Origin of the sequence: Pantoea sp. EKM21T, from assembly GCF_011800405.1 — a bacterium.
GTDB lineage: Bacteria > Pseudomonadota > Gammaproteobacteria > Enterobacterales > Enterobacteriaceae > Pantoea > Pantoea agglomerans.
Genome location: NZ_JAALFV010000015.1, coordinates 16,565 through 41,868 on the forward strand (window position 1 = coordinate 16,565; position 25,304 = coordinate 41,868).

Here is a 25,304-nt window from a genome sequence, read left to right on the forward strand (position 1 = left end):
CTACTTCACCCAACGCAATTTATCCGCTTCGCTGATACTGGCCCGTCCGCTGCTGCGCTGAAACAGGCACAGCTCCCGTCCACGCTTATTTTTCATCTGCGGCTGGGGATAGCGTCCCTCCAGCAACAGTGCGCTGTAGCCCGTATTGTCGTCATACTCGATTGGCTCGCCCAGCACCTTTACTTTGCTCAGATGACTGGCGTTAATGCAGGCCTGCACCATCACCTGACGGCTCTTTTGCCAGGCCTCTTCACTGGAAGCCTGCGCCAGTGTGCTGCTGAGTAACAATGCGGGCAGAAGTGCCCCGATTATGCGTTTCATCTTCTCTGCTCCTGTTACGGCCCGAAGCCGCTAAAAAAATTCCCGCCGGGGCGGGAATAAACAAGACGAGCACTATCTATTGTGTGACGAGGAAGTTTCTTAAACGCGCTGCTATCCTCGCCTGCCGTTATGACAAACCTATGACATCTTTGCCGTTAACCACAATAAACTGAGCTGATATTGCCATTTTTGTCAGCCAGGAAGTTCAGCCGGTTAAGGTTGAAGTCCATGGTGACGGCAGAATTATAGGGAATGGCGCGGACCTTCTGTTCGAAGTGCTGACCCTGCAGCGCGGTTAACGGTTTACCGACATAATTCTGAAACTGAGAGGCACCACAGCGGTCAGCTTCGGGATCCTGTGCCACACTGGCGGTATCGGGCTTAGAGGCAGATTGACAGGCGGTTAATGCAAACAGCCCCACTACCAGCAGCCCTTTTCCATAAAATTTCACGTTTATTCTCCTGTTGGACGTGTAAAACCCTGCCCCAAGAGTAGCAAAGCGTACCTGCTGACCTGAACCCCTAAAAAGTAAAGTTGTTACAGCAGCATTAAACGGGTCGCGGCACAGGTCATTTTTTAAGATTAATCGCACTCATTGCCTAAAAAAAGCACACCAGGAAACTACAATATTAAGAATAGTCTTAGCCCTGTGGAGGTCATGATGGAACTGATTATTTTTGTCGTCTGCGCAATGCTGATGACCGCCGTGGCGGTTAAAGTCCGTTAAACGGGTTCAGCCTGGTTCTGCGCGGTTCTTTCCAGAAGCGTACTGAATGCAGCCAGCGGCATCGGTCGACCGAGGAAGTAGCCTTGCCCCTCTTCGCACGAGAGCTGTTTTAGCTGGTTCAGCTGCGCTTCTGTCTCAATCCCCTCAGCCGTAATTGTCAGGGCAAAGGCGCGTGCCAGCGCAATAATCCCCGCGACCACCGATTGTGCCTGCTGCGACTCCGGGAAATCTTTCATCCAGGAGCGATCGATCTTCAGCCCATTAAATGGGAAGGTCTTCAGGTAGCCCAGGGCCGCATAGCCGGTGCCGAAATCATCAACGGTTAACCTTACCCCGAGTGACCGTAAACCCTGCATCACCTCCAGCGCATGCTGCGGATGTTCAAAGGTCACGTTCTCCGTGATCTCCAGCTCCAGCCGGGTAGCCGGCAGGCCACTTTTCGCCAGCACATCCGCAACCCGCTGCACTAAATCGCTGGTGCGGAACTCCATGGGCGAAATATTAACCGAAACATAGCGATCGCCCCCCCATCCCAGCGCATCCTCACATGCGCGCATCAGCACCCAGTCGCTGATGGTGGCGATGAGACCGCTCTCTTCCGCCAGCGGAATAAAGTGATCGGGGGTAATCCACTCATCCGGCGCAATCTGCCAGCGAATCAGCGCCTCAGCACCTGCCAGCTGACCCGTCAGCAGTTGATAGCGGGGCTGGTAGTGCAGGCGAAATTCATTGTTCTTCAGCGCTTTCTCAATCCGCCGCGCCATTTCACGCTTATCCTCACGCTGACTGGCCATCTCATTGGCATACCAGACCCACTGATTGCGTCCCGCTTCGCGCGCTTCATTCAGCGCGATATCAGCCATTTGCAGCAGCGCTTCCGGATGGCTGGCATCCTGCGGTACACAGGCAATCCCCATGCTGACGGTGAGATAGTGGACATGCTGGCCGGTGCTGATGGGCTGCTGAACCTCGTGCACCAGCTGTGCGCAACGCTGATCGACCCGCTCACGGTTCGTTTCACGCAATACCAGCACAAACTCATCGCCACTCAGCCGCGCCACCAGCTCCTGCGGGCCGATACAGCGCTTCAGACGCTGCGCTATCTGGCTCAGCACTTCATCGCCCGCCGCATGGCCCCAGGTTTCATTAATCGGCCTGAACTGATCGAGATCGAGGGTAATCAGCGTCAGCGGCGCAGCGCCATCAGGCAGCTCAAGGTGTAGCGTCAGAAACTCCTGCAGCTGTACGCGGTTCGACAGGCCGGTTAAGACGTCATGACGCGACAAAAAATGAATGCGCGCCTCGGCTTCCATGCTCTGAGTGATGTCCGACACCGTGCCGCGAAACCCGATACGTCGCGCATCATGCCAGATTGTTTTCGCGACCAGCTGGCCGATACGGCGGTTGCCGTGCGCCGACATAAACTGACAGCGCAGTGGCATCCGTTGCCCCTCCTCCTCCTGACGCTGCAGCCAGGCGACCAGCGAATGGCTGGGATGCGTCAGCAGGTGATCGATGTGACGGCCCAGCCAGTGTGTAATATCGTGGCCGGTCACGGTTTGAAAGCGCGCTGACAGGTAGATCAGGCGGCCCTCTCCATCCGTTTCCCAGATCCAGTCTGACGCCGCCTCAGCGAGATCGCGAAACCGCGCTTCACTGTTGGCCAGCTCCTGCTGACTGATCGCCAGCAGGGCAAAGCGCCGGTCAGAAAGAATCGCATTAGAGAGCGCATGGCGGCTGACGCGATGGGTGATTATGCCAATGATGATCGCCATGAGCATCAGTAGTGGTAACAGAAACCAGACCAGGCCCATGCCAGGCATCTTTGGCGTCCAGCGCAGCACAATCAGATCGCCGCCGGGTAACGGTTGCACCATCCGCGGTTCACGCAGGGCATCCCCTGCACTGACGGGCAGGCGCAGTTCGCGCACATCCAGCGTGGCGCCCAGCGCCTGTAATTTGGCAGGGGTGAACAGATTCACAAACACCATGACTGACGCCGGCCCCGCTATCGGCGGCATATTCGTCAGTTTGCCGCTGCCGATGGGGGCGGCAACCACAATGGCGGGCAGATGATTAATCAGCGCATCACGGGTTATCGCCGTATCGTTGCGCTGACGTGCCGCCGCAATCAGCGCTGGAGCCTCTTTTCCCAGCCAGGCTTCCAGCGGCGTATCCACCAGCTGCCCATTAATGACGCTGTACGTGGTGTGACCGTTGCCGTCGACCACGAATACGCCCTCATAGTGATACTCTTCGTAGAGGCCCGGACCAAAGTTCTCTTCGTCATAAGCCCAGACTTTGTTGACCCTGACATGGAGATTGCGCCAGGCTTCGCCCCAGAACGCATAATCCCGGATATCCGTGACCATCGCCTCCTGACGATTTTTCCACGCCTGCTGCATCAGCAACTGGTCATGCTCAACCGATACGCTGTTTTGCCGCTGCGCAATCGTCAGCACCATCAGCATCGAGAGCACCAGCACGCCAAACAGCAGCAGCGAAAGCGTGCGCAGGCTGCGCCGCGTAAAGCGGACAGTGCGGTCTTCAGCGGCATGACTGAATGGAGGCGAGGGTGGCGCCGGAGGGTTAGAAGTCATTAAGAGTGCTCACTACACAGTCAGAGTTTGAGATGACGGGCCTGCAATACAACATGCAGTGCTGACCAGATTAGTTTCCTCAGTTATCGGCTCACGCGCGCGGGTGTTTAGTCTGCGGTTAACATTTTGCGCTTAAATATTGTGTTACAGGCTGACTCGACAGCGATCTGGTGCATTGCTACTATGCGCTAACCTTCGCTGGCAGAGTCGCCTATGAATACCAATTCCGACAGAGTGACACTGACGCTGTTCTACGTCGGCAGCTTTGTGGTCTATTACCTGGTTACCATGCTGATCACGCTGTTCCCTAATTACAGCGTGCTGCGTAATGACGGCCTGCTGGTGCCGGTGCTCTGCCTGTTTGAATTTGCTGTTATCTATCCGCTTTACCGCTTTTACTGCCAGCGCCGCACCGACCTGCCGCTGGGTGAACTCTGCACGCTGCAAACTCTGCTGTTTACTGGCGCGCTATTTGTTCTGATGGCCGCACAGATGCAGTTCATGCAGCCGGAAGGATGGCTGGTGATGCAGGCCCAACAGGGACGCAATTCGCTGCTAATTCTGCTGCTCACCGCCGTGCTGCTCGCACCGGTGTTTGAAGAGGTGCTGTTCCGCGGTTTTCTGTTGCAGGGCTTTCTGCTGTGGGCGCCACGGAGCCGCTTTGCCTGTATGCTGCTGACCTCACTGCTGTTTGCGGTGATGCATACGCAGTATGTGCACTGGCAGACCCTTATCGCCCTGACGCTGTTTTCGCTACTGCTCTGTTACGCCCGGCTGCGGAGTAACAGTCTGGCGCTGCCCATCTTCCTGCACACGCTGAATAACCTGATTGCGCTGCTGCCCGCCTGGTATTTCGCAGGCTAGCGCCAGGCCCGCCCCTTCTGACACACCTTACAGACCGCCGCATCACACCCTGACTGGCGGACCATAGCTCACACTGACAATGCCGCCCCGGCACGTTTGTCTATACTGGATGTTAAAAAGGGATAAAAAGCACCACAGTCCGGACCACCAGACCGTGTAAAGGAGAGGATCTATGTTGATAGGATTTGTGTTGTTAGTGAGCGCATGCGGCTACGATGCCTGCGAGGCGCTGCCAGTATCAGAGCGCATCTATCCGACGAAGGTCGACTGTGAAACGATGGCGAACCGCATTCATAAAGTCAGACCGAATGTGGTACTGCTGTGCGGCGAAGTACATCGCTAATTCAGGGCCAGATTCAATAAAGCAGGGCTGTAACGTTGCAAGCTGACGCTTTAGCGTACAAAATATAAGCTGTTGTTAACCATTATCGTTGTGAATCCCATGAAAACATCACGCCCCCGTCGTCCTGGTGGACGCTGGGTTTACTATCTTTTGTATGATGGCATTCTGTGGCCCTGCCCCGTCCGTTGGGAGTGGGAGAGCAGCTATGGCGGCTGGCTGCCATTTTACTACACGCCAACCTTTGAGTTTGTGGTGGGCGATCCGCGCAAGGCTTATCGCATTGCGCGCAGCGATGTGCGGGCTAAAAGGCGCGAGGATGCCTTTGTCTGAGCGCGTTTATCGCCACGGCAGCCATGAGGCAGTAAGCAGATAGTGAACCGCTTCCAGCACAATAATCACCATCAATAATATGCCCAGCGTGTGGCGGCCAATCCCCTTCATCTGTTCAGGCCCAGATCATGGCAGCCCAGCGAATCAGCAGCAGCGCGCCACAGATGCACAACAGAACCAGCACCATCTTCCAGTACTTTTTGGCTGCCCGGTATCTCGTCACCTCAGTTTCCTCTGGTCAGAAAGCGAAGATGCGCCAGAAGGCGCATCTGTTCCGGTCAGCAACAGGACCGGTGAGGCATAGCATAACGCCCGGGCCGCCAAAAGGCGACCCGTTACCGGCATCAGTTGTTCAGGGTGTAATCCAGCGTAATTTCCGCGTTCAGTACCTGAGAAACCGGGCAGCCCGCTTTGGCTTTATTGATGATCTCATCGAAGGTCGACTCATCAATGCCTGGCAGAGAGATGGTGCTGGTCAGTGCCACTTTGGTAATAGCAAAGCCATCGCCTTTTTTGTCCAGCGACACGTCGGCCGTGGTATCAATGCTTTCCGGCGGATGACCTGCGTTGCCCAGCATCAGCGACAGCGCCATAGAGAAACAGGCTGCATGCGCTGCACCAATCAGTTCTTCCGGGTTGGTGCCTTTGGCGCCTTCAAAACGGGTGTTAAAGCCATAAGGCTGCTGGCTCAGCACGCCGCTCTCGGTGCTGACGGTGCCTTTGCCTTTGATATCGCCTTCCCAATGCGCCGAACCTTTCTTATGAATTGTCATGTCGTTCCTCCTGTTGGTAAAGAAGCTAAGTATAGACAATACATTCATTTTCGCAGGCTCAACTCACCGCGCGGGGACGTGGCGATGTGCTCTGCGGTGCCAGTAACGCTTCCGCCTGCACCAGCGAATCGCGGGTAATTTCACCGATTGACTTCGCGCCGGTCAGGGTCATGGCAACGCGCATCTCTTTTTCAATCAGCGTCAGCAGGTTTTCTACGCCGCGCTGACCGTGGGTTGCCAGCGCATAGATAAATGCCCGTCCCAGCAGCACGCTGTCTGCGCCCAGCGCAATCATCCGCACCACATCCAGCCCGTTGCGAATGCCACTGTCCGCCAGAATGGCGATGTCACCTTTTACCGCATCGGCAATGGCCGGTAGCGCACGCGCCGAGGAGAGCACGCCATCCAGCTGGCGTCCGCCGTGATTAGAGACCACGATGCCGTCGGCGCCGAAGCGCACCGCATCACGCGCATCTTCCGGATCGAGAATGCCCTTGATCACCATCGGTCCATCCCAGAACTCGCGGATCCACTCCAGATCGCGCCACGAGATAGAGGGATCGAAGTTATTCGCCAGCCAGCCGATGTAATCTTCCAGCCCGGTAGGCTTGCCCAGATACGTGGAGATATTCCCCAGATCGTGAGGGCGCCCCTGCAGACCCACATCCAGCGCCCACTGTGGATGGGTGACCGCCTGCCAGTAACGACGCAGCGCCGCGTGATTGCCGCTCATCCCGGAGTGCGCATCGCGATAGCGCGCGCCCGGCGTGGGCATATCCACGGTAAACACCAGCGTAGAGCAACCGGCGGCTTTGGCGCGCTCCAGCGCATTGCGCATAAAGCCGCGGTCACGCAGCACATAGAGCTGGAACCACATGGGACGCTTAATCTGCGGGGCCACCTCTTCAATCGGGCAGACCGAGACGGTCGACAGGGTAAACGGAATGCCTTTCAGGTCTGCCGCGCGCGCCGCCTGCACTTCACCCCGGCGGGCATACATGCCGCACAGGCCGACCGGTGCCAGCGCAACCGGCATCGACAGGGTTTCATTGAACAGTTTGGTTTCAAGACTCAGTTCCGACATATTTTTCAGAATGCGCTGGCGCAGCGCCACATCCGAGAGATCCTCTACGTTGCGACGCAGGGTGTGCTCGGCATAGGCACCGCCATCAAGATAGTGAAACAGGAACGGCGGCAGGATACGTTGCGCGGCCGCGCGATAGTCACTGGCAGCGGAGATAATCATCAGTCAGATTCCTTTGGGTTGCGTGTGTCGTTATCCGGTAAGCGGGTGATGCGCGCCTGACGCGCTTCATCTTCATGCAGGCTTTTCATGGTGGTGTGCACGAATCCCAGATGCTGCATCGCCGCCTGGCGCGCAGCGTCGGCATCGCCAGTGAGGATCGCATCGAGCAGCGCCTGATGCTGTTCAGTCAGGCGGGCAAAAATCGCGGGCTGGGTATACATGCGCTGACGGCTCTGCATCACCGACGATTGCAGCAGCTCAAAAAAACCACGCATGGTCTGCAGCAGCACCACGTTGTGCGACGCCTCGGCAATCGCCAGATGGAAGCGCACATCAGCCTGGGCGGCGAGATCGGGATCGTCACTCTCTTTCAGCTTCAGGGTGGCGTCGAAAGCGTACTGCAGCTTCTCTTTGTCGGCGTCGGTGGCGCGCAGTGCGGCGTGCCAGGCGGTGCTGGCCTCGATGGCATGGCGCGCTTCCAGAATGTCGTAGCGGTAGTCGGGATCGTCGCGCAGTAGCTGGCGAATCGGCTCGACGATGCGCTGTTCCGACCAGGGCGCCAGCTGCTGACGGATCCAGGTGCCGCCGCCGCGTCGGCTAATCAGCATGCCGTTGCTGATCAACTGTTGTATGGCTTCACGCAGCGAGGAGCGCGAGACGCCAAGCTCCGCAGAGAGCTGCCGCTCGGCGGGCAGGCGCATGCCCGGCTCGAGCTGATGTTCGGTGATATAGGCCCGCAGGCGCGTCACCAGCGGATCGGCATTGCTGCTCATGGGATCATCCAGGGGAAGACGTAGGCCTGAAGTGTGGTTATCACACCGACCATACAGGTGAAAATCAGGCTGTGTTTAACGGTAAACCGGAACAGGTCGGACTCTTTACCCACCAGCCCGACCGCCGCACAGGCGATAGCGATCGACTGCGGCGAGATCATCTTACCGGTCACGCCACCGGTGGTGTTGGCCGCCACCAGCAGAATATCGGAGACGCCAATCTGCTGCGCGGTCGTGGCCTGTAAAGCAGCAAACAGCGCATTCGATGAGGTGTCTGATCCGGTCAGGAAGACGCCCAGCCAGCCCAGGAACGGTGAGAAGAAGGTAAAAGCGTGGCCGGTGTGAGCCAGCGCCAGTGCCAGCGTCGCAGACAGCCCGGAGTAATTCGAGATAAAGGCAAAGGCCAGTACCATCCCGATAGAGTAGATCGGCAGCGCCAGCTCTTTCAGCGTTTCACCAAAAGTCTGCAATGCCGCCTTTGGCTTCATGCGCAGGAAAATCATCGCCATGATCGCCGCAATTAAAATGGCGGTGCCGGTGGCGGACACCAGATCCAGCTTAAAGATGGCCGGATAAGGGGTTGCAGTACCGACCACGGGCGGCATCCGCGCCACCAGCTCATTCAGCATCGGCACCGGCATAGCCAGCACCCACTCATAGAGCGCACCGCCTTTGGCGAACAGCGCTTTAAACGGCGGGATACTCCAGAGCGTGACGGTGGCGGTGAGAAACAGGAACGGCATCCAGGCGCGGATCACCTGCCCCAGCCGATACTTCTGCGGTGGCAGCAACGGATCGCCCTGTTTCGCCTCTGCATCCGCAAAGCGGAAGATGCGAACCGGCTTCCAGACCCGCAGGAACAGCGTCAGCGAAATCAGCGAGGCGAGCGACGAGATAATATCGGGCAGCTCCGGCCCCAGGAAGTTGGAGCTGAGGAACTGGGCAATGGCAAACGATCCCCCTGCCACGACCACCGCCGGCCAGGTCTCTTTCACCCCGCGCCAGCCATCCATGATCGCCATAATCCAGAACAGCACAATCAGGGTCAGCAGCGGCAGCTGGCGTCCGGCCATCTGGCCGATGGCAAAACTATCCAGCCCGGTCACCTGCCCCGCCACAATAATCGGGATGCCCATCGCACCAAAGGCCACCGGCGCGGTGTTTACAATCAGGCAGAGCCCGGCAGCGTAGAGCGGATTAAAGCCGAGTCCCACCAGCAGCGCGGCGGTAATCGCCACCGGCGCACCAAAGCCCGCAGCCCCTTCCAGAAACGCTCCGAACGAAAAGCCGACAATCAGCATCTGCAGACGCTGATCGGGAGTAATCGACAGGATAGAGGCGCGGATAATGTCGAACTGGCCGGTTTTGACTGAGATCTTGTAGACGAACACCGCGGCGACAATAATCCAGGCAATCGGCCACAAGCCATAGAGAAAGCCATACACCACGGCGGCCAGCGCCTGTGCAACCGGCATCTGATAGAGAAACAGCGCCACCAGCAGCGCCAGCACCACGGTGGTGGTGGCCGCCAGGTAGCCTTTCATCTTCAGCTTAATCAGCGCAAAGAAGAAAAAGAGAATCGGGATCAGTGCGATCAGGCTTGAAAGCCAGATATTACCCAGCGGATCGTAGTTTTGTTGCCAGATCTGCATGCCAGTATCTCCAGAGGAAAAGGTGACGTGGCACGCAGCCGCAGCGCTGGTGCCATCTGCCCCGGATTGGTCAGACCAAACCGCTCTGTCGGGGCTTATGGCAACAGATAGTTAACGCATTGTTAACCTGTGGCAACAGAAGATGCGCGAATTTTCCCGGAGTGTGAACCAGAGAAAAATATTGCCGGGATTGGTCGGACCAAAATCAGCGATTCACCTCAGGAAAGGCGTGCTGATAGCTGCGCGGATGGAAACGCAGATTAAGCACGATTAACAGCAGCGTGACCGCCGCCTGCAATAACCAGACGCTGGTGAAGTGACCGGTGAGCGCATGCAACTGCCCCGCGATAAACGGCATGCTGCCTGCGATAATAAAGCCGACGCCCTGCATAAAAGCCACCAGCCGCGCGCCAGCCTGCGGCTGCTCCAGATGATCCAGCGCCAGCACCAGCGCCAGCGGAAATGCCCCGCCCAGCCCGAAGCCCGCAATCCCCGCCCAGAGCCACGGTGCCAGTTGTGGCGCAAACAGGAAACCGAGCATGCCGCTGAACTGCATCGCCAGTGTCAGCAGCAGCAGCGGACGGCGATCGCGGCCCCGCGCCAGCAAGGGCAGCAGCAGCGCACCTGTGACCTGACAGCCGATCATCATGCCAAGCAGTGACCCGCCCGCCTGCGCGCTCCAGCCGAGTTGATGATAAAAATCGGGCAGCCAGGCGACACAGATGGCATATCCGCCGTTCACCAGACCGAAGCTCAACGCCAGCGTCCAGGCGCGGGTTTTCCGCCACAGCGAAGGCAGAGCGGCGGCCTCTGTCCGGGTTGCACGTGGGGTGGTGATAAACAGCCAGAGCAGGATGGCCAGCACCACCGGCAGCGCCCAGCTGCTCAGCGCGCCCTGCCAGCCAAGCTGCCCATTCAGCCACGGCGAGATCGCCGCGCCAATCCCACCGCCGCCCATCAGCGCCGCTGCCCACAGTCCGGTCACGCCGGCACTGCGGCTGCCAAATCGCTGACGGATCAATCCCGGCATCGCCATCTGCACAATGCCAATGCCCGCCCCTCCCGGCACAGTACTCAGCACCAGCCAGCCTCCGTCAGCCACAAACAGCCGACTCACCAGCGCCAGCAACAGCAGCACCAGGCCACCCAGCAGCAGTTTACGCACCGCAAAGCGCTGCATCAGCGGGGCGCTGACTAACGCAATGGCACCCATCATCATCATCGGCACCGCAGGCAACAGCGATGCCGCCAGCGGCGACAGACCGATGCTCTGACGCAGCTCGCCGAGTAACGGACTGACCGAGGTCATCAGCGGTCGCATATTGAGCCCGGCTAACACCAGCGCCGCCAGCAGCAGGTTGTTCTCTCTCTTCATCTGAGATCCACACAGTTAAAAGTTGCCAGCCTGGCAGCAGTCGTTACTATCTGGAAATGAAATATTACTCTGCCAGGTAGTGGAAATATGAATCGTCAGCCGATGTTTACTCCGCAACAACTGCTCAGCTTTGTCGCGGTGTGCGAAACCGCCAGCTTTACCCGCGCCGCCGACCGGGTGCACCTGTCGCAGTCCACCGTCAGCCAGCAGGTGCGACGGCTGGAGGAGATGGTCGGCAAAGAGCTGCTGAACCGTTCTTCGCATCAGGTGCAGATCACCGAAGAGGGCGAGAAACTTTTAGGCTACGCCCGGCGGATTATCGCCCTGAATGGGGAAGCGCACGATGTGCTGAGTGACCAGTGGCGCGACGGTGTGCTGCGTCTTGGCGTGCCGGAAGATTTCGCCGCGCCCACGGCCGGTTTGCTGGCGCACTTCAGTCGCGACCATCCGCAACTTCGGCTGGACGTGATGAGCGGCATGCAGGTGGAGCTGCGTCGCGCCTGGCAGCGTGAAGAGCTCGACATCATGCTGATTAAACAGCCCGCTGGCGAGCGTCCGCTGGCGTCGCGTCCTGAACCCCTGCTGTGGCTCGATAGCGCAGAGTGGCCCTGCTTTGAGCAGACGCCGGTACCGCTGGTGCTGTTTCCCCAGCAGGGGCTCTATCGCGATGAGGTGTGTCAGACGCTCGACGCACTGGGCCGTAGCTGGCGCATTAGTTACAGCAGCGCCAGCCTGGTCGCGCTGGCCGCCGCCAGTGCGCAGGGTCTGGGGCTGACATTACTGCCCGCCAGCTGCCGCCTGCCGCAACATCGGGTACTGGGCCCGGAACAGGGTCTGCCGGTGATTGATACCTTCGAACTGGCGCTGTTCTGTCGTCATCCGCAGGACCCGCTGCAGCGCGAGCTGGCGGAATCCCTGGCAACCTTCAGCCAGCTGCGCTGGCAGTGAGATATCGAATAGTCGTCAGTGGAAAATAACGCAGCAGGGTGGAGCGTCGTTTGTCAGATTAAGACCTTGTTCACTTTGCAGGAGCCTCTGATGCCTATTTCCTCTTCGCCGAGCCGTCGTGATTTCCTTGGGCAGAGCGTCCGCTGGACCGCCGCAGGCGGCTTGCTGGCCGCCGGTCTCGGCCAGGCCAGTGCCGCCACGCCATCACCTTTGTCCTCCATCAATCCCGACCAGCCCGCCGCCCTGCCCCGGCAGGATCACTATCTGCTGCGCAATGTGCGGCTGGAGGAGGGCTTTATCCGTGAGGATGATGAGATCGTTGCGACCCGCACCGGGCGTTACGACATCAGCGTGCGCGACGGTAAAATTGACCAGCTGACACCCGCGGGTCAGGGTGACAGCACCCTGCCGTCGTGGGATGCACAGGATGCCCTGCTGCTGCCCGCCACCCAGGATATGCATATCCACCTTGATAAAACCTTCTACGGCGGCCCGTGGCAGGCTCCGCGTCCCCGTCAGGGCAAAACTATCATGGACATGATTGCGCGTGAACAGGTGCTGATTCCGCAACTGCTGCCGCACTCTCAGGCGCGCGCCGAAGGGTTGATCGCTCTGCTGCACGCCAAAGGCACCACCCGCGCCCGCAGCCATTGCAATATCGATCCGGTCAGCGGCCTGCAAAGTCTGGAGCATCTGCAGGCGGCATTAGCCCGTCACCCCGCCTTTCCCTGCGAGATTGTAGCCTTTCCCCAACATGGCCTGCTGCACTCGCAGGTCGATGGGCTGATGCGCGAGGCGATGCAGCACGGCGTTGAGTATGTCGGCGGCCTGGACCCCACCAATGTCGATGGTGCCATGGAGAAGTCACTGGATGCGATGTTCCAGATTGCGCTCGACTATCAGCGCGGCGTGGATATACATCTGCATGAAACCTCACCCGCTGGCGTGGCGGCGATTCAGTACATGATTGGCACCGTGGCAAAGAATCCGGCGCTGAAGGGCAAAGTGACGCTGAGCCACGGTTTTGCGCTGGCGACCCTGACCGGCAGTACGCTGGATAAGATGATCGAAGGGCTGGCGGAGCAGCAGTTCAGCGTCGCCTCTACGCTGCCGATCGGCAAGCTGACCATGCCGATTCCGCAATTACAGGCAGCGGGCGTGAAGGTGATGACCGGCACCGACAGCGTTATCGATCACTGGTCACCGTTTGGCACCGGCAGCATGATGGAAAAAGCGAATCTCTATGCGCAGCTCTATCGGGGATCGGATGAGTTCTCGCTGTCGCGGGCGCTGGCGATCGCCACAGACGATCGGCTGCCGCTGACAGCCCAGGGTGACCGCCAGTGGCCAGTACCGGGCGATGAAGCGAGCATGATGCTGGTAGCGGCGAGCTGTTCCGCCGAAGCCGTGGCACGAATTTCGCCAGTCGTCGCGACCTTCTCGCGCGGTAAACCGGTGTTTGCGCTGGCCCCGGCCTGAAACAGCAGGGCTGCGGACAAAAACGCCGGGAGCGTTTTTGAACAACGCAACGCGTTGGCCCGGCTACGGGCGCACCTCAGGGATGAGGTGCGTACTAAAAACGCCGGGAGCGTTTTTGAACAACGCAAAGCGTTGGCCCGGCTACGGGCGCACCTCAGGGATGAGGTGCGTAATCGACCGCGCTGAGCCTTCTCAGCAAATGCGGAGAGATCGAGCTGGCTCAGGCCCGGTTACAGACGACCACCTTACCTAAAGCGCCGGGAGCCAGTACCCGCCCCACAACGCAAACCCACTCCTCCAAAAACAACAGAGCCTCCACAAGGGAGGCTCTGCATTTACCTGAGCGGAGTGCGGGTTACGCGCTTTTGGCCCATTTATCATTCGACATTAGTTCCATTGCCAGCGCGTATAAGCGACGATCTTCCTGATCACAGGGCTCATCTTCCGCATAACACGCAATCATCGAAGCGATCTTATCAGCCGATAAGCTCTCTCCATGAACATGCAGTGTCAGTACGGCGCGGCCTACTATTTTAAGCACATTTTCATGTGGTCCCTGGATGCGATTACTCAATGCAAATACCCTCTACCGGTCGTTGTACCAGGAATATGGCGCGCTAAATATAAAGCAATTAGCTCAGGATTTTTATCGGCACTAGTGGTGATATTTTTTAATGATTAATTCTATTACTGGAGTAGTAGTTAAGGATTTATCTGATTAACAATGAAATAAATATTTAAAAACGGCTACTTATCAAATAATCTCTGGCCTCAAAAGATCGTCATTCTGGAACAATCACATTGAGTAGGGGTTAATCTATAAAAATAAACCACCTTTTTCCCGTAAACTTCAGTCTATTCCTAAGCCCTCTGACAGATATAGTTTCATACTGCTAACCATCGAGGTTCCCGTTGCTGTCAGGCGTGCTTTCTGCCAGACTTGCCCCGCAATAATGCCCTACACTTTCAGCCTCAGAGGCCGCGCCCGTGACCGCTTTTTCTACCCTCAATTCGCTTCCCGACAGCCAGCTCGAAAACCTGCGCGAGATGGGCTACACCAGCATGACGCCCGTGCAGGCCGCCACGCTGCCCGCCATTCTGCAGGGACGCGACGTGCGCGCGCAGGCGAAAACCGGCAGCGGTAAAACGGCTGCCTTTGGTATTGGTTTACTGCACCATATCGACAGCGCCCGCTTTCAGACCCAGGCACTCATTCTCTGTCCGACCCGTGAACTGGCGGATCAGGTAGGCAATGTGCTGCGCCAGCTGGCGCGCTTCACCCGCAACATCAAAGTTCTCACTCTGTGTGGCGGACAGCCGATGAGCGCACAGCGTGATTCGCTGGTGCATCCGCCCCATATCGTGGTCGGCACGCCGGGTCGTATCCTCGACCACATTAACCGCGAAAACCTCAAGCTGGACCAGCTCAGCACGCTGGTACTGGATGAAGCCGATCGGATGCTGGAGATGGGTTTCCTGAATGATATGGAAACGATCATTGAAGCGACGCCCACCTCGCGCCAGACGCTGCTCTTTTCCGCCACCTGGCCAGACGGCATTACGGCTATCAGCACCCGCTTTCAGCGTGATGCACTGAGCGTGGTGACAGAAGATGTCAGCGAACTGCCTTCAATCGATCAGCAGTTTTTCGAAGCCAGCCACAATGAAAAACTGGGTCTGCTGATAGCACTGCTCAGCGATCGCCAGCCCTCATCCTGTGTGGTCTTCTGCAACACCAAACGTGAATGTGATGATGTCGCCGCGGCGCTTAACGCGCGTGATATCAGCGCCCTGCCTTTGCATGGCGATCTGGAGCAGCGCGATCGCGAACGCGTGTTGATCCGCTTCGCTAACGGTAGTGGTCGCGTGCTGGTCGCCACCGACGTCGCTGCACGCGGACTCGACATCAAATCGCTGGCGATGGTGGTTAACTATCAGCTCGCCTGGGATCCTGAAATTCACCTGCACCGTATTGGTCGTACGGCGCGTGCGGGCGAACATGGCGTCGCGGTCAGCCTGGTTGCTGCCGATGAGATGGCTCGCGCGCATGCGCTGGAAGATTTCCTGCAGCAGAAGCTGCCGTGGGTCTCTGCCAGCACGCTGAAAAAGGGCAGCAGCAAGCCGCTGCCTGCAGCTATGATGACCTTATGCATTGATGGTGGCCGTAAAGCCAAGATACGTCCGGGAGATATTCTGGGCGCGCTGACGGGTGAAGCGGGTTATCGTGCCGAGCAGATCGGCAAAATTGTCCTTACGCCGACCCACGCCTACGTGGCGATTGAGGCGAATCAGGCCAAAAATGCGCTGGTGAAACTCAAGCAGGGCAAAATCAAAGGCAAAACCTGCCGGGCGATTCTGCTGAAGGACTAAATAAAACGGGCGAGAAGATTATCTCGCCCGGTTTGTTACGGCTCTTCGATTTGGGTCACATGCAGCGTGGTTTTATCCCCTTTGCCCTGTACCTTGCCACTGACGCGTACTTTGTCTTCTGCGGTGTAGGTTTTACCATCAAAGGTCTTCTTCGGCGCGATAATCGGTAAGGTGCCGGTGTTGTCACGGAACTGATACCGTTCGCCCTGCTCTTTCTTCACGATGTAACCTTCCAGCGTCACATATCCGCCCTGACGGAAATCGCGGATCTGATCAATATGCGTCTGACCGGTATCTTCTGAACCTTTATAGCCGGCATCCTGCTTGTGTTGCGGTGGTGGCGTATCGCCCGCTTTGTATCCGCCCTCTTCGGCCGAAACACCCGCACTCATCATCACCAGCAACGACGCCAGAATCACTTTTTTCATTTCACACTCCTTTATTGGAAAGGTGTCCATGTTGAACCTTCAGGGTTAATCCTGGCACATTAATTGGCGTCCGTTTTATTTCACCCTTCTCTTCTCACCTTTTTCCGTTTGCTGCCGATAACCTGTTCACACCCTATTTCACCAGCTGCGTTAATGCAGAGGCAACCATGGATAATTTTCAGAAAGAGATCGATGAGAGAGCGAACCTCGCGTTATCGAACAAGTTTGAGCTGCTGCTGTTTCGCTTAGGTTCCGATCAGCTGAAAGGCAAGTCTGAACTGTTTGGCATTAACGTCTTCAAGCTGCGTGAAATTGTGCCGATGCCCACTATCACCAAAGCCGCAGGCATGCGTTCGCCGCTGCTGGGTATGGCAAGTATTCGTGGCCAGTTCATTCCGGTCATCGACCTGCCTGCCGTGGCGGGTTGTGTGCCGGAAACCGGTCTTAACCTGCTGCTGGTTACCGAGTATGCCCGTAACACCCAGGCGTTTGCCGTGGAGTCAGTTGAGAACATTGTGCGTCTCGACTGGAGCCAGGTGCATACCGCCGAAGCCGGTATCGGCGGCCGCAACATTACCAGCATCGCCTGCCTGGACAGTGACAAGCAGAGCAACGAGCTGGCGATGGTGCTGGACGTTGAGCAAATCCTGTATGACATCATCCCATCGGTGCGCGGCGTCGAACCGGAAGCAGCCAGACCGCGTGCCTTCAACTACCGCCCAGGTGCAGTGGCGATTGTGGCAGAAGATTCCAAAGTCGCGCGTCAGCTGCTGGAGCAGGGTCTGAAGAGTATGGGCATTCCGGCGCTGATGTTTAACACCGGTCTGGATGCCTGGGAAAAAATTAAATTGATGAGCCAGGAAGCGCAGGCTGCCGGCGAATCGATTCACGACAAAATCGCCCTGGTGCTGACCGATCTGGAAATGCCAGAGATGGATGGTTTTACGCTGACCCGCAACATCAAGCGTGACCCGATCCTCAAGGCTCTGCCGGTCGTCATTCACTCCTCACTCTCTGGCAGCGCCAACGAAGATCACGTGCGCAAAGTGGGTGCCGATGGCTATGTAGCAAAGTTTGAGTTGAATGAGCTGTCAGACGTGATTTTCAACGTTCTCGACACTGCCCGCTAAGCGAATGCGGGCCGCTAAGAATGCCCGGCACGCTTTTACGTTTTAGCCAGCAGAATGGCTGACCTGATCAGGAACCGACTATGCACATTGAAACCTTACCCGTTACGCCTGCACCTGCTACGCCTTCCCGTCAAAAGGTGCTGCGTGGCCGTTTACGCCAGCTGGCCTGGATTAGCGCCGTCACATTAAGCGTCGCGTTCTGGACAGGCCTCTACTTCTTAGTTTTCTGAATCCATTCATCCTTGTCTGGATCGGGCTGTCAGCATCACTGCTGACAGCCCTTTTTTTGTCTGAATTTCCTCTGGTTATTACTTAACCATTTCTGATGATTTTTACTGACTATTTATTCACCCGGCGTTATTACTTAAAAATTATTAAAGGTACAACTTCGTGCTCCGATAACAGTATGCGCGAGATCACCTTTTTGCCTGAGGCTGTGACCACAGACATCAGCAAGGCACTGCGCACAACAGCAGGAAACCTGAGTGTTGCTAACAAATTGATTAATAATAAAACGGGGAAGAGAACATGTTCAGTATCAAGAATATGAAGGTGGGAATGCGGCTCGCAGCAGCCTTCGGTATTATTGTGACGTTACTGATAGTGATTGGCGTGACATCCATAACCAGGATTAACAGCATTAATACGGCGATCGCCTCGATCGTTGACGATCGTTATGTGAAAGTACGACTGGCATTTGATGTGCGCGATGGCGTCAACGATCAGATCAAATACCTGCGCGGCATGGTGATCGACACGACACGTCCGGAAATGAATGTGAAGCGTTATGGTCAGCTGGATGAAGCCACGCAACGCACCAACAGCGCAATGAAAAGGATCGAAGATATTCAGGTCACGCCGGTCGGCAAGAAAAAGATCGCCGGTCTGCTGGCCTCTTCCCAGGCTTTTGAGAAAGTTAAAGCAGAGCTGATCACCCTGGTGAAGGCGGGCGATTTTGAGGCTGCCAGCACCTATGTCCTGAAATCGATGACCGCCACCCAGAACAAATTCCTTCAGGATGCCGTGGATTTTGCCAACTCTCAGGACGCACAGTTGCGCAGTGAAGGTCAGGGTATTGTGGAAAATGGTCAGTCGGCTATCTCCATTACGCTGATTTTCTCCGCGCTGGCGATTCTGGCGTCTATTCTGCTGGGCTACTTCCTGACCCGTTCTATTGTGCGTCCGCTGGTTGCAGCGGTTGACGTTGCTGAACGCGTTGCCGCAGGCGATCTGAGTTCACAGATGCAGGTGACCTCACGCGATGAAACCGGCGTCCTGATGCAGGCGCTGCAACGAATGAACGATAATCTGCTGTCGATTGTGACCGAAGTGCGTACCGGCTCCGACACTATTGCGGTGGCCTCTAATCAGATCTCCAGCGGGAACCTTGATCTTTCGACCCGAACCGAACAGCAGGCCAGTTCGCTGGAAGAGACCGCCTCTGCCATGGAGCAGATGACGTCGACCGTGAAACACAACGCCGACAACGCGCGTGAAGCCAATCACCTGGTTTCAACCACTTCCAGCGTGGCGCGTGAAGGTGGCGTGGTGATGGAGCAGGTCATTGAGAAGATGGAAGCGATCGCCCTCTCCTCACGAAAAATTGTCGATATCATCAGCGTTATCGACTCCATCGCCTTCCAGACCAATATTCTCTCCCTGAACGCCGCGGTTGAAGCGGCACGCGCGGGTGAACAGGGTCGTGGCTTTGCGGTCGTGGCGAGTGAAGTGCGTAATCTGGCGCAGCGCTCAGCCTCAGCGGCCAAAGAGATTAAGGTACTGATTGAAGATTCCGTCGCTAAAGTCGATGAAGGCAGCAAGCTGGTAACACACGCCGGTTCAACTATCGGCGAAGTAGTGAACAGCGTGCAGAGCGTGGCAAACATCATGAGCGAAATCACCATTGCCAGCAGCGAGCAGAGCAGCGGCATTAATGAAATCAATCAGGCGATTACCCAGATGGAAGCGGTGACGCAGCAGAACGCCGCGCTGGTACAGGAAGCGTCAGCCGCCTCACAAGCGCTGCAGGATCAGGCAGAGCGTATGGCACAGGCGATGAGCGTGTTTAATACCGGCAAGCTCTCACTGCAACCCGTACTGCGTTAATCCCTCTCAACGGCCTGCTTCGGCGGGCCAGTTTAAGAATGGTGACGATAAGGGCGGATAGGTTACAGGCAACAGAGCGGGAAGCGGTTAGCGGTTAGTGGTAAGTGGTAAGTGGTAAGTGGTAAGTGGTAAGTGGTAAGTGGTAAGCGTTATACAAGGGAGTTGCAACTAAACAGCGAAAATGAAGGTAAACAGGCAGGTTACAAGGATAAAGCGTGAGGTTTGAGAAGGAGGAAACGCAGAAACAAAAAAGGCTGCCAGAGGCAGCCTTTTATTACTGTAAATGCAACAACGCTATAAAGCTCACTAGCCTTAATCAGAGAGCGCGAAGCTGGCTCTGAATTGCAATCCTTGCCAGGTTCACCTGAACCACGACAGATTTGCAGAAAATGCATTTCGCTCCATGCGGGTTGGCTCTTGTAACATCAAAATGTGATGTACGAAACTGTGAGCCACTACAGTGAGGACATTTAAAAGTAATTTTCAGTCCTTAGAGACCAACAACGTTCGCAGCAGCTGGGCCTTTGGCGCCATTTTCTACTGTGAATTCAACTTGCTGACCTTCATCTAATGAACGGAAATCGGTGCCCTGGATTGCAGAGAAATGTACGAATACATCTTTGCTGCCGTCTGCAGGAGAAATGAAACCGAAGCCTTTCTCTGCGTTAAACCATTTAACGGTACCGCGAATTTTGTTAGACATGCTTAAATCCTTAATATATCGAGCCTTCCGGCATACATAATGGCCTGAGAACAGATTTTAATCAGAACGTAAGAGAAGACTCAAAAAGAAGGGATGTCTCGCGACAAACTTAGAGATGAGAACTGCTTTGGTTACTTACTTTGATAGTGTCTGTTAATCAAACCGACGATTCATTAGGCCACACTTCTTAAAGTGACGCAAGCCGTAATTCAAATTAAACGCAATCAGCCCGCTGAAGAGGATGAAGGCGAAAGGCTGTGTCAGGAAGACTGTCTGGCTTCACAGTGCAGCTGTGACTTTCCCGGCGACGTAAAAAGAAGCGGAGATAATGTCAGATCAAAAAAGGGCGAGGCCGGAGCCTCGCCCAAAACATGCCGATCATTAATCGTAGTAAGGAACCTTACGGTCAACGCCGTTGATATTGATCAGCACAAATCCGGTCGGAGCGGTCTTATTAGTCGGCGTACCCGCAGCGGTAGCCAGCGTAACCACCCCTTTTTCGTTGGCCCCGATGCCCGCCAGCCCATTGTGCATACCAAAACGTGCAGCGGGTTTCAGGTTGCTGATTTTGGTGATATCCGTAACCACCGACATATCAGCCTGGAACAGCGAGCAGGAGCCGGTATCGAAGCGGGTCGGACCGGTCGTCTTCAGGTTGAACATGGTTTCGCCGCTGTTCGCTCTCAGCTTGACCCAGATTACGGCATAGGTGGTCCCTACCCGGCCATAACGAATGTCCAGTACGGAAGGCTGACCCATATGGTAAGCATCGGCCCAGACCGTCTCCAGTCGCTGGAGGTTGATCAGGGTTTTACCGGTGCCCACCACATTAACCGGCGAACCGGCGGTGCCGGAGGGCGTGGTCGCATCCGCTTTCCCGATCAGCTCCATTACCCATTGCTGGTTAGGCGCAGGGAAATAGAGCTGCCCCAGCCGATACCAGTTGTCGGTATCGGTGTTGTTCACCACTTTATAGCCGCTGTAGTAGCCGGCACGCAGCGAACCGGTCATGAACGTGCCGTAGTTCTCATCCCGACGATAGCCATATTCGAAGGTCGATAACCACTTACTTCCGGCCAGATCATTGGTGATTTTCGCGCCTGCCTGCAGATTGATATGACGCATCACCACGCGGGCATTATTGAGATTGAGCGGCGTGGCGCAATCTTCAATGTTGAGCGTTTCGATGTTCCAGCCGCCATCCGACAGATCCCCTGGGTTAGTCGTGTGCTCAATCCAGACGTTACGCATGAGCCCCTGAGTGACGCGCGGCATATAGAGCGTGGCGTCGCCATAGCCCGACTGGAAGTTGGCATTACACAGCTCAATGGCGGTTGAGTGGTCCCAGTTCCCCTTCGGCGTGTTTGACCAGCCGACATCAAACACCCGTGAAAAGGTATTGGAGCTGTAAATCTGATCGAACTTACTGTCGAGCGTATCCTGCAGCTTAAAGACGGTTCCCCCGGTACTTTGCGCCTTGAAGCAGAAGATATTGACGATCTGGCCTCCGACAATGGTATTTTCAAAGAACGGCTGCGTGTTACTGCACTGTTCAGGCGTGACGGTGACTTTGGCCGTGGTGTCGACAGTCCCGGCGTTAGCCTGTCCATGCCAGCAGATGCCTTTAATGACGATTCGACGCGCATTAACCTTAAACACGGTTTTCGCGCTTTTATCAGAAACAATGGTGGTACGCGGTGCCGAGCCGAGCTCGATATCATCGCCTGCCAGACCAAAAAACGACAACTCCGTATCGCTGATATCGATGGGTGAAATCAGGAAGCGGCCCCCCGGAAAACGCACCGGAATCGCTTTCGCGTAGGCGTTGTAGGATTGTGTCCATGCCAGCATCCGCTTAAAGGCTTCAGTGTCATCGGTCACGCCATCCCCTTTCGCGCCAAAGTGCAGAATGTTCACTTCGGCGGGATCGTTGATGGTGCGCTTCCAGTAGAAACCGTTACCCACCGCCACCGTACCGCCATCATCTTTCAGCGGAGTGGTGCTGAGAAAACCGACAAAGTCTGCGCCGCCACGGAAGCTGGAGTCCTTATCGTAATAGCGTTTAAGGCTCGCGACTTCACCTGATTTTGGTGGAACAGTGGTACGCAGTTCAGCAAAAGAGTTAACTTCGATCATAGAATCCTCCTCAGGATCATAGAGATATCGCGCTGAAATCAGCGCACTACTTAGCCACAGCCGGATGGCCGCAAAGGGAGTCCCACATGTCGTTGTGGGTGTTGATGGCGCGCACCGTACGAACGTCCATTTTTTGCGCGTCATCGCCGTAGGTATAAAGAGGGGAAAAAAGTACGCAGGCAGAGTCGGTGATCGCCACCGGCTCAGGGTTTGTGGTATTTCGACTGCTGCAGCTTGTCGCGAGCAGCAGCGTCATCAAGGCTATGGTTGTCAGTCGCCACACGGTTAGCCTCCTCGCGGTTATGTTGTTGCTGTTGCGCTACCGCGGTGACGCGGGACGCCTCCTGTTGCGCGTTATCGACGTCAGAACGCGCTTTTTGCTGCACTTTGCCGATTTTCTTGCCGCCGAAATAACTGGCGCCCAGCGCCGCGATGACCGCAGCCAGCGCGGCGATCCAGTGCCAGCTGCCGCCCAGTAAGGTGGTAATCAGAGTCATGGCTTCGCTCCTTCAGACTGCTCCTTCGCATTGAGCAGGTTTTTCTGACGAACAAATTGTGCAATCACCCCCATCGCCACCATGAAGGCGCCCACCAGCCCGAGGTAGTTGTGCGGCAGAATCGCTTTAACGTCTTCGGGCAGTGCGCTCCAGGCATCAACGGCGGCCGAAGGAAACGACTGCGCCCAGGCGCTGAGCATGGAACCCAGCGACGCAAGCCAGACAGACCAGGTTTTGAAAAGCAGACGGGCATGAGAGACAAACTGGAGGGTGGTAAAGCGCTGCAGCAGCAGCAGAATGATGATTGCCGTCAGCACGGCGGTGAGAAACATGAGCCATCTCATAGCAACCCCCTGTAAACCGCATAGGTTCCGCTGCGCATCATCTCCGCGTGACGTCTGGCGCGGCCCGGCGTCTGACGGGCCCAGAGGCTGTTCATCATCGCGTCAGCCGCATCATTAAACTGTTCAGCCACGATCGCGCTGAGCATGTTTTTGAACTGCAGGACGCCCTCGACGCCCAGCTGATAAGCCATGCTCAGCAGCACGTCGGTGCGGGCGTCGTTGCACTTCGCCAGCGCATTACGCAGCAGCTCCCTGCCCTGCATCTCCTGAATTTTGTTTTCAAGAATGCACTGCTTCCAGACATCACCGACGCGCCGTGGCACGCGGAAAGCGTAATTACTCAGAGACGCCCCCTTGGGTCCAATTCGAATGCCGCCGGCCACCGTGGGAAAGCCCAGCGTGTCGAGATAAGGCGTGTCGACATACCCCTCTTCAAAATTCAGTACTGCGATTATCTGGCTCATAACGACTCCTCAATGACGGGTTAAAGCAACTCAGCCTTGTGAAAAGAAATACATAACGCTCGCTGATCATTTCTCAGCACGGCGCAGCAGAAGGCCTTACTGACCCTGCAGCAAAACTGAACAGTAATTCAGCAAATTGCGCCCAGTGAGAACTGGAGAAAGCGAAGAGTTAGCCGGAACGGAAAAATGCGTTTTCTGCGCGTTTCAGCTCACGGCGTAGAGATGAACGTGCGGAAGACAGCAATTGTCGAAACTGGGTGTTTCCTGACTGGTGACGCGGGGTGCAGTAATTGCGCGGTCAACGCGCGGGGCGACCTGACGCTGGCAGATTTGCTCTGCACGTCTCAGGGTGGGTGTTTCAGTTGGGAAGTTCAGGGCCTCGTCGATGCTCTGTGTCAGGCTGCTGAGAGGTTGGCGCCGCCGGTGGCGACGAGTACGTGCGTTGCCTATAAAAACGCTTTTGCCATAGTGAATTATCGCCATAACTCCTCCTGTGAATGAGTCTTTGGCGATGGGGTGGCAGGCGCGAGCTTTCGGCGAACCGAACGGGCCCGAATGTCGCGTATCACGGTCGCACGCTTGCCGCCCGGCTGCATCAGCAGTCAGGTGGAAAGTAAGCGAGGGGAAATAAACGGCATCTGACGACGCTGCATTTTGCGCATCCACCCCATCCCAAAGTTCACTAACTTTGTGGTGGTATGATTCGCGCTTGTGCAGCGCCTCAATTGTTTAAGAGCGGCTCGTCCCTGAAAGAACTGCTTCGTTCATCCATATCCAAATTATTAACAGGTTCTTATGCTTTATCAAACACTGTTGGTTAATTTTTTATTTACCGCTGGTTAAATTTATGAATTTATGCCGATTATTTTTTTTTCAGCCTTCCTGAAAAAACCGGCAGAAGTGGCCTTAACCGAGGATTTGATAATGTCGCGCCTGGCTCATGATCACTTTGGCCAGTACCTTCAGGCTGGTGACGTCATCATGATTGAGATACCAGGTTTCATAACGCTTATTATCTGATATTACAGCGATTTTCTTATGCTGCAGCTGCAGGCGCTTGAGATAGAGCTGCTCATCGAGGGTGAAAATATAGATGCCGTCGCCGTCGAACATCCGCACGCTGATATCCACAAACAGCTGATCGCGCGGCGCAAAGGTGTCAGCCATGGAGTCACTGTTGATAGCGATTAACCGGATGTTTTCCGCCGGGCGCCCGTTGAACAGCACCCGCGCCTCATCCAGACCATATTCGATCGCCTGGATAGTCTCGACAAACTCATCACGCGCGGGCAGGCCTGCAGCACTTCGCTGACCAATGTCGAGGCTATCAATCCGAAACACATTCTTCTGACCGGTGAGCGCACTTAGCGTCACCGGTTCAGCAGGTTGTTCCATACCGTATTGCAGCCACTCAACCCTGACGCCCAGCAGCTGGCTGAGAGCCAGTAAATTGCCGCCATCCGGCACTGACTGCGCGTTAAACCACTTCCACACTCCCGGCGTTGAAATCTTACAGCCTTGCTGCTGCAGAGCCCTGGCAACCTGTTTGTTTCGTCCATGTCCGGCAATGCCGGCACTCTCACAGGCCGCTATCAGCCTGGCGGTGAAAGCTTGTCTTGTACTTTCTTTTTTAACCATTAGTTAATAATCAGCCATAGAAGAGATACTGGATGTTATTTTCATTATTGCTACCA

At 56.2% G+C, this 25,304-nt stretch carries 27 protein-coding genes; 9 read left to right on the forward strand and 18 right to left on the reverse strand.

Annotated elements, in window-relative coordinates; all coding sequences use genetic code 11:
* From HFD87_RS21525 to HFD87_RS21535, 3 genes are all read right to left on the reverse strand, one after another.
* A complete protein-coding gene (locus HFD87_RS21525) occupies positions 1-321 on the reverse strand; it encodes a hypothetical protein (RefSeq protein WP_122459180.1) in 321 nt (106 codons plus the stop codon).
* Between the two features lie 155 nt (positions 322-476).
* Entirely contained in the window at positions 477-773 is a 297-nt protein-coding gene (locus HFD87_RS21530; RefSeq protein WP_010255242.1) for an I78 family peptidase inhibitor, read from the reverse strand.
* Between the two features lie 272 nt (positions 774-1,045).
* The gene (locus HFD87_RS21535; protein WP_167423919.1) at positions 1,046-3,649 is read right to left on the reverse strand and encodes an EAL domain-containing protein; all 2,604 of its coding nucleotides are present in this window, start codon (positions 3,647-3,649) and stop codon (positions 1,046-1,048) included.
* A gap of 213 nt (positions 3,650-3,862) precedes the next feature.
* Between HFD87_RS21535 and HFD87_RS21540 the strand changes: the two genes are divergently transcribed.
* The 3 genes from HFD87_RS21540 to HFD87_RS21550 all read left to right on the forward strand — a co-directional run bounded on the left by HFD87_RS21540 (position 3,863) and on the right by HFD87_RS21550 (position 5,186).
* Positions 3,863-4,513, forward strand: a complete 651-nt coding sequence (locus HFD87_RS21540; protein ID WP_010255238.1) for a CPBP family intramembrane glutamic endopeptidase — start codon at positions 3,863-3,865, stop codon at positions 4,511-4,513.
* Between the two features lie 172 nt (positions 4,514-4,685).
* Positions 4,686-4,856, forward strand: a complete 171-nt coding sequence (locus HFD87_RS21545; protein WP_003850083.1) for a hypothetical protein — start codon at positions 4,686-4,688, stop codon at positions 4,854-4,856.
* 99 nt (positions 4,857-4,955) lie between these two features.
* Positions 4,956-5,186, forward strand: coding sequence for a hypothetical protein (locus tag HFD87_RS21550; protein ID WP_029519422.1), 231 nt, complete (start codon positions 4,956-4,958; stop codon positions 5,184-5,186).
* 115 nt (positions 5,187-5,301) lie between these two features.
* On the opposite strand, the gene yniD is transcribed toward HFD87_RS21550, so the two are convergent.
* From yniD to HFD87_RS21575, 6 genes are all read right to left on the reverse strand, one after another.
* Positions 5,302-5,409, reverse strand: a complete 108-nt coding sequence (yniD, locus tag HFD87_RS23195) for a small membrane protein YniD (RefSeq protein WP_022625163.1) — start codon at positions 5,407-5,409, stop codon at positions 5,302-5,304.
* 121 nt (positions 5,410-5,530) lie between these two features.
* On the reverse strand, positions 5,531-5,959 hold the full coding sequence (locus tag HFD87_RS21555; RefSeq protein WP_010255233.1) for an OsmC family protein: 429 nt from the start codon (positions 5,957-5,959) through the stop codon (positions 5,531-5,533).
* A gap of 58 nt (positions 5,960-6,017) precedes the next feature.
* The gene (gene lldD / locus HFD87_RS21560; protein WP_010255232.1) at positions 6,018-7,205 is read right to left on the reverse strand and encodes an FMN-dependent L-lactate dehydrogenase LldD; all 1,188 of its coding nucleotides are present in this window, start codon (positions 7,203-7,205) and stop codon (positions 6,018-6,020) included.
* A complete protein-coding gene (gene lldR, locus HFD87_RS21565; protein WP_010255231.1) occupies positions 7,205-7,978 on the reverse strand; it encodes a transcriptional regulator LldR in 774 nt (257 codons plus the stop codon). The genes lldD and lldR overlap by 1 nt, the downstream gene beginning before the upstream one ends.
* Positions 7,975-9,630: an L-lactate permease gene (gene lldP / locus HFD87_RS21570; RefSeq protein ID WP_010255230.1), complete on the reverse strand. Its 1,656-nt coding sequence runs from the start codon at positions 9,628-9,630 to the stop codon at positions 7,975-7,977. Before lldP ends, lldR begins: the two co-directional genes overlap by 4 nt.
* Before the next feature lie 205 nt (positions 9,631-9,835).
* Positions 9,836-11,005: a cyanate transporter gene (locus HFD87_RS21575; RefSeq protein ID WP_045140740.1), complete on the reverse strand. Its 1,170-nt coding sequence runs from the start codon at positions 11,003-11,005 to the stop codon at positions 9,836-9,838.
* A gap of 87 nt (positions 11,006-11,092) precedes the next feature.
* On the opposite strand from HFD87_RS21575, the gene HFD87_RS21580 reads away from it, so the two are divergent.
* The 3 genes from HFD87_RS21580 to dbpA all read left to right on the forward strand — a co-directional run bounded on the left by HFD87_RS21580 (position 11,093) and on the right by dbpA (position 15,802).
* Positions 11,093-11,953, forward strand: coding sequence for a LysR family transcriptional regulator (locus tag HFD87_RS21580; RefSeq protein WP_010255227.1), 861 nt, complete (start codon positions 11,093-11,095; stop codon positions 11,951-11,953).
* A 90-nt stretch (positions 11,954-12,043) separates the two neighbouring features.
* Entirely contained in the window at positions 12,044-13,432 is a 1,389-nt protein-coding gene (locus HFD87_RS21585; RefSeq protein ID WP_167423920.1) for an amidohydrolase, read from the forward strand.
* Positions 13,433-14,419: 987 nt separating this feature from the next.
* A complete protein-coding gene (dbpA, locus tag HFD87_RS21595; protein WP_167423921.1) occupies positions 14,420-15,802 on the forward strand; it encodes an ATP-dependent RNA helicase DbpA in 1,383 nt (460 codons plus the stop codon).
* Positions 15,803-15,837: 35 nt separating this feature from the next.
* On the opposite strand, the gene HFD87_RS21600 is transcribed toward dbpA, so the two are convergent.
* Entirely contained in the window at positions 15,838-16,230 is a 393-nt protein-coding gene (locus tag HFD87_RS21600; RefSeq protein WP_010255219.1) for a YgiW/YdeI family stress tolerance OB fold protein, read from the reverse strand.
* Between the two features lie 167 nt (positions 16,231-16,397).
* Here HFD87_RS21600 and HFD87_RS21605 point away from each other — a divergent pair, with 167 nt between their 5' ends.
* The 3 genes from HFD87_RS21605 (at position 16,398) to HFD87_RS21615 (ending at position 19,466) form a co-directional block, all read left to right on the forward strand.
* Positions 16,398-17,360, forward strand: a complete 963-nt coding sequence (locus HFD87_RS21605; protein ID WP_010255217.1) for a chemotaxis protein — start codon at positions 16,398-16,400, stop codon at positions 17,358-17,360.
* 80 nt (positions 17,361-17,440) lie between these two features.
* The gene (locus tag HFD87_RS21610) at positions 17,441-17,590 is read left to right on the forward strand and encodes a hypothetical protein (protein WP_022625169.1); all 150 of its coding nucleotides are present in this window, start codon (positions 17,441-17,443) and stop codon (positions 17,588-17,590) included.
* A gap of 298 nt (positions 17,591-17,888) precedes the next feature.
* The gene (locus tag HFD87_RS21615) at positions 17,889-19,466 is read left to right on the forward strand and encodes a methyl-accepting chemotaxis protein (RefSeq protein WP_010255214.1); all 1,578 of its coding nucleotides are present in this window, start codon (positions 17,889-17,891) and stop codon (positions 19,464-19,466) included.
* A gap of 316 nt (positions 19,467-19,782) precedes the next feature.
* Here HFD87_RS21615 and HFD87_RS23035 read toward each other — a convergent pair whose 3' ends face one another.
* The 8 genes from HFD87_RS23035 to HFD87_RS21655 all read right to left on the reverse strand — a co-directional run bounded on the left by HFD87_RS23035 (position 19,783) and on the right by HFD87_RS21655 (position 25,248).
* Positions 19,783-19,953: a cold-shock protein gene (locus HFD87_RS23035; RefSeq protein ID WP_085978710.1), complete on the reverse strand. Its 171-nt coding sequence runs from the start codon at positions 19,951-19,953 to the stop codon at positions 19,783-19,785.
* A gap of 3 nt (positions 19,954-19,956) precedes the next feature.
* Entirely contained in the window at positions 19,957-20,169 is a 213-nt protein-coding gene (cspA, locus tag HFD87_RS21625; protein ID WP_003854408.1) for an RNA chaperone/antiterminator CspA, read from the reverse strand.
* A gap of 381 nt (positions 20,170-20,550) precedes the next feature.
* A complete protein-coding gene (locus HFD87_RS21630; RefSeq protein WP_010255209.1) occupies positions 20,551-22,305 on the reverse strand; it encodes a glycosyl hydrolase family 28-related protein in 1,755 nt (584 codons plus the stop codon).
* Positions 22,306-22,508: 203 nt separating this feature from the next.
* Positions 22,509-22,802, reverse strand: coding sequence for a hypothetical protein (locus HFD87_RS21635; protein ID WP_010255207.1), 294 nt, complete (start codon positions 22,800-22,802; stop codon positions 22,509-22,511).
* On the reverse strand, positions 22,799-23,146 hold the full coding sequence (locus tag HFD87_RS21640; protein WP_010255205.1) for a hypothetical protein: 348 nt from the start codon (positions 23,144-23,146) through the stop codon (positions 22,799-22,801). Before HFD87_RS21640 ends, HFD87_RS21635 begins: the two co-directional genes overlap by 4 nt.
* Positions 23,143-23,610, reverse strand: coding sequence for a glycoside hydrolase family protein (locus HFD87_RS21645; RefSeq protein WP_010255203.1), 468 nt, complete (start codon positions 23,608-23,610; stop codon positions 23,143-23,145). The genes HFD87_RS21640 and HFD87_RS21645 overlap by 4 nt, the downstream gene beginning before the upstream one ends.
* A gap of 204 nt (positions 23,611-23,814) precedes the next feature.
* Entirely contained in the window at positions 23,815-24,093 is a 279-nt protein-coding gene (locus HFD87_RS23200; protein ID WP_071785064.1) for a hypothetical protein, read from the reverse strand.
* A gap of 423 nt (positions 24,094-24,516) precedes the next feature.
* Positions 24,517-25,248 (reverse strand): S24 family peptidase, encoded by a 732-nt coding sequence (locus tag HFD87_RS21655; protein WP_010255201.1) that lies wholly within the window; start codon positions 25,246-25,248, stop codon positions 24,517-24,519.
* Between the last annotated feature and the right edge of the window lie 56 nt (positions 25,249-25,304).

Coding starts and splice junctions, on each gene's coding strand:
- cspA (WP_003854408.1), bottom strand. CDS start 20,169: ATGTCTAACAAAATTCGCGGTACCGTTAAATGGTTTAACGCAGAGAAA.
- HFD87_RS23200 (WP_071785064.1), bottom strand. CDS start 24,093: ATGGCGATAATTCACTATGGCAAAAGCGTTTTTATAGGCAACGCACGT.
- HFD87_RS21545 (WP_003850083.1), top strand. CDS start 4,686: ATGTTGATAGGATTTGTGTTGTTAGTGAGCGCATGCGGCTACGATGCC.
- HFD87_RS21535 (WP_167423919.1), bottom strand. CDS start 3,649: ATGACTTCTAACCCTCCGGCGCCACCCTCGCCTCCATTCAGTCATGCC.
- HFD87_RS21575 (WP_045140740.1), bottom strand. CDS start 11,005: ATGAAGAGAGAGAACAACCTGCTGCTGGCGGCGCTGGTGTTAGCCGGG.
- lldR (WP_010255231.1), bottom strand. CDS start 7,978: ATGAGCAGCAATGCCGATCCGCTGGTGACGCGCCTGCGGGCCTATATC.
- HFD87_RS21635 (WP_010255207.1), bottom strand. CDS start 22,802: ATGACTCTGATTACCACCTTACTGGGCGGCAGCTGGCACTGGATCGCC.
- HFD87_RS21525 (WP_122459180.1), bottom strand. CDS start 321: ATGAAACGCATAATCGGGGCACTTCTGCCCGCATTGTTACTCAGCAGC.
- HFD87_RS21540 (WP_010255238.1), top strand. CDS start 3,863: ATGAATACCAATTCCGACAGAGTGACACTGACGCTGTTCTACGTCGGC.
- HFD87_RS21655 (WP_010255201.1), bottom strand. CDS start 25,248: ATGGTTAAAAAAGAAAGTACAAGACAAGCTTTCACCGCCAGGCTGATA.
- HFD87_RS21615 (WP_010255214.1), top strand. CDS start 17,889: ATGTTCAGTATCAAGAATATGAAGGTGGGAATGCGGCTCGCAGCAGCC.
- HFD87_RS21640 (WP_010255205.1), bottom strand. CDS start 23,146: ATGAGATGGCTCATGTTTCTCACCGCCGTGCTGACGGCAATCATCATT.
- HFD87_RS21580 (WP_010255227.1), top strand. CDS start 11,093: ATGAATCGTCAGCCGATGTTTACTCCGCAACAACTGCTCAGCTTTGTC.
- HFD87_RS21600 (WP_010255219.1), bottom strand. CDS start 16,230: ATGAAAAAAGTGATTCTGGCGTCGTTGCTGGTGATGATGAGTGCGGGT.
- lldD (WP_010255232.1), bottom strand. CDS start 7,205: ATGATTATCTCCGCTGCCAGTGACTATCGCGCGGCCGCGCAACGTATC.
- HFD87_RS21645 (WP_010255203.1), bottom strand. CDS start 23,610: ATGAGCCAGATAATCGCAGTACTGAATTTTGAAGAGGGGTATGTCGAC.
- HFD87_RS21605 (WP_010255217.1), top strand. CDS start 16,398: ATGGATAATTTTCAGAAAGAGATCGATGAGAGAGCGAACCTCGCGTTA.
- HFD87_RS21555 (WP_010255233.1), bottom strand. CDS start 5,959: ATGACAATTCATAAGAAAGGTTCGGCGCATTGGGAAGGCGATATCAAA.
- lldP (WP_010255230.1), bottom strand. CDS start 9,630: ATGCAGATCTGGCAACAAAACTACGATCCGCTGGGTAATATCTGGCTT.
- HFD87_RS21550 (WP_029519422.1), top strand. CDS start 4,956: ATGAAAACATCACGCCCCCGTCGTCCTGGTGGACGCTGGGTTTACTAT.
- HFD87_RS21630 (WP_010255209.1), bottom strand. CDS start 22,305: ATGATCGAAGTTAACTCTTTTGCTGAACTGCGTACCACTGTTCCACCA.
- HFD87_RS21610 (WP_022625169.1), top strand. CDS start 17,441: ATGCACATTGAAACCTTACCCGTTACGCCTGCACCTGCTACGCCTTCC.
- HFD87_RS21585 (WP_167423920.1), top strand. CDS start 12,044: ATGCCTATTTCCTCTTCGCCGAGCCGTCGTGATTTCCTTGGGCAGAGC.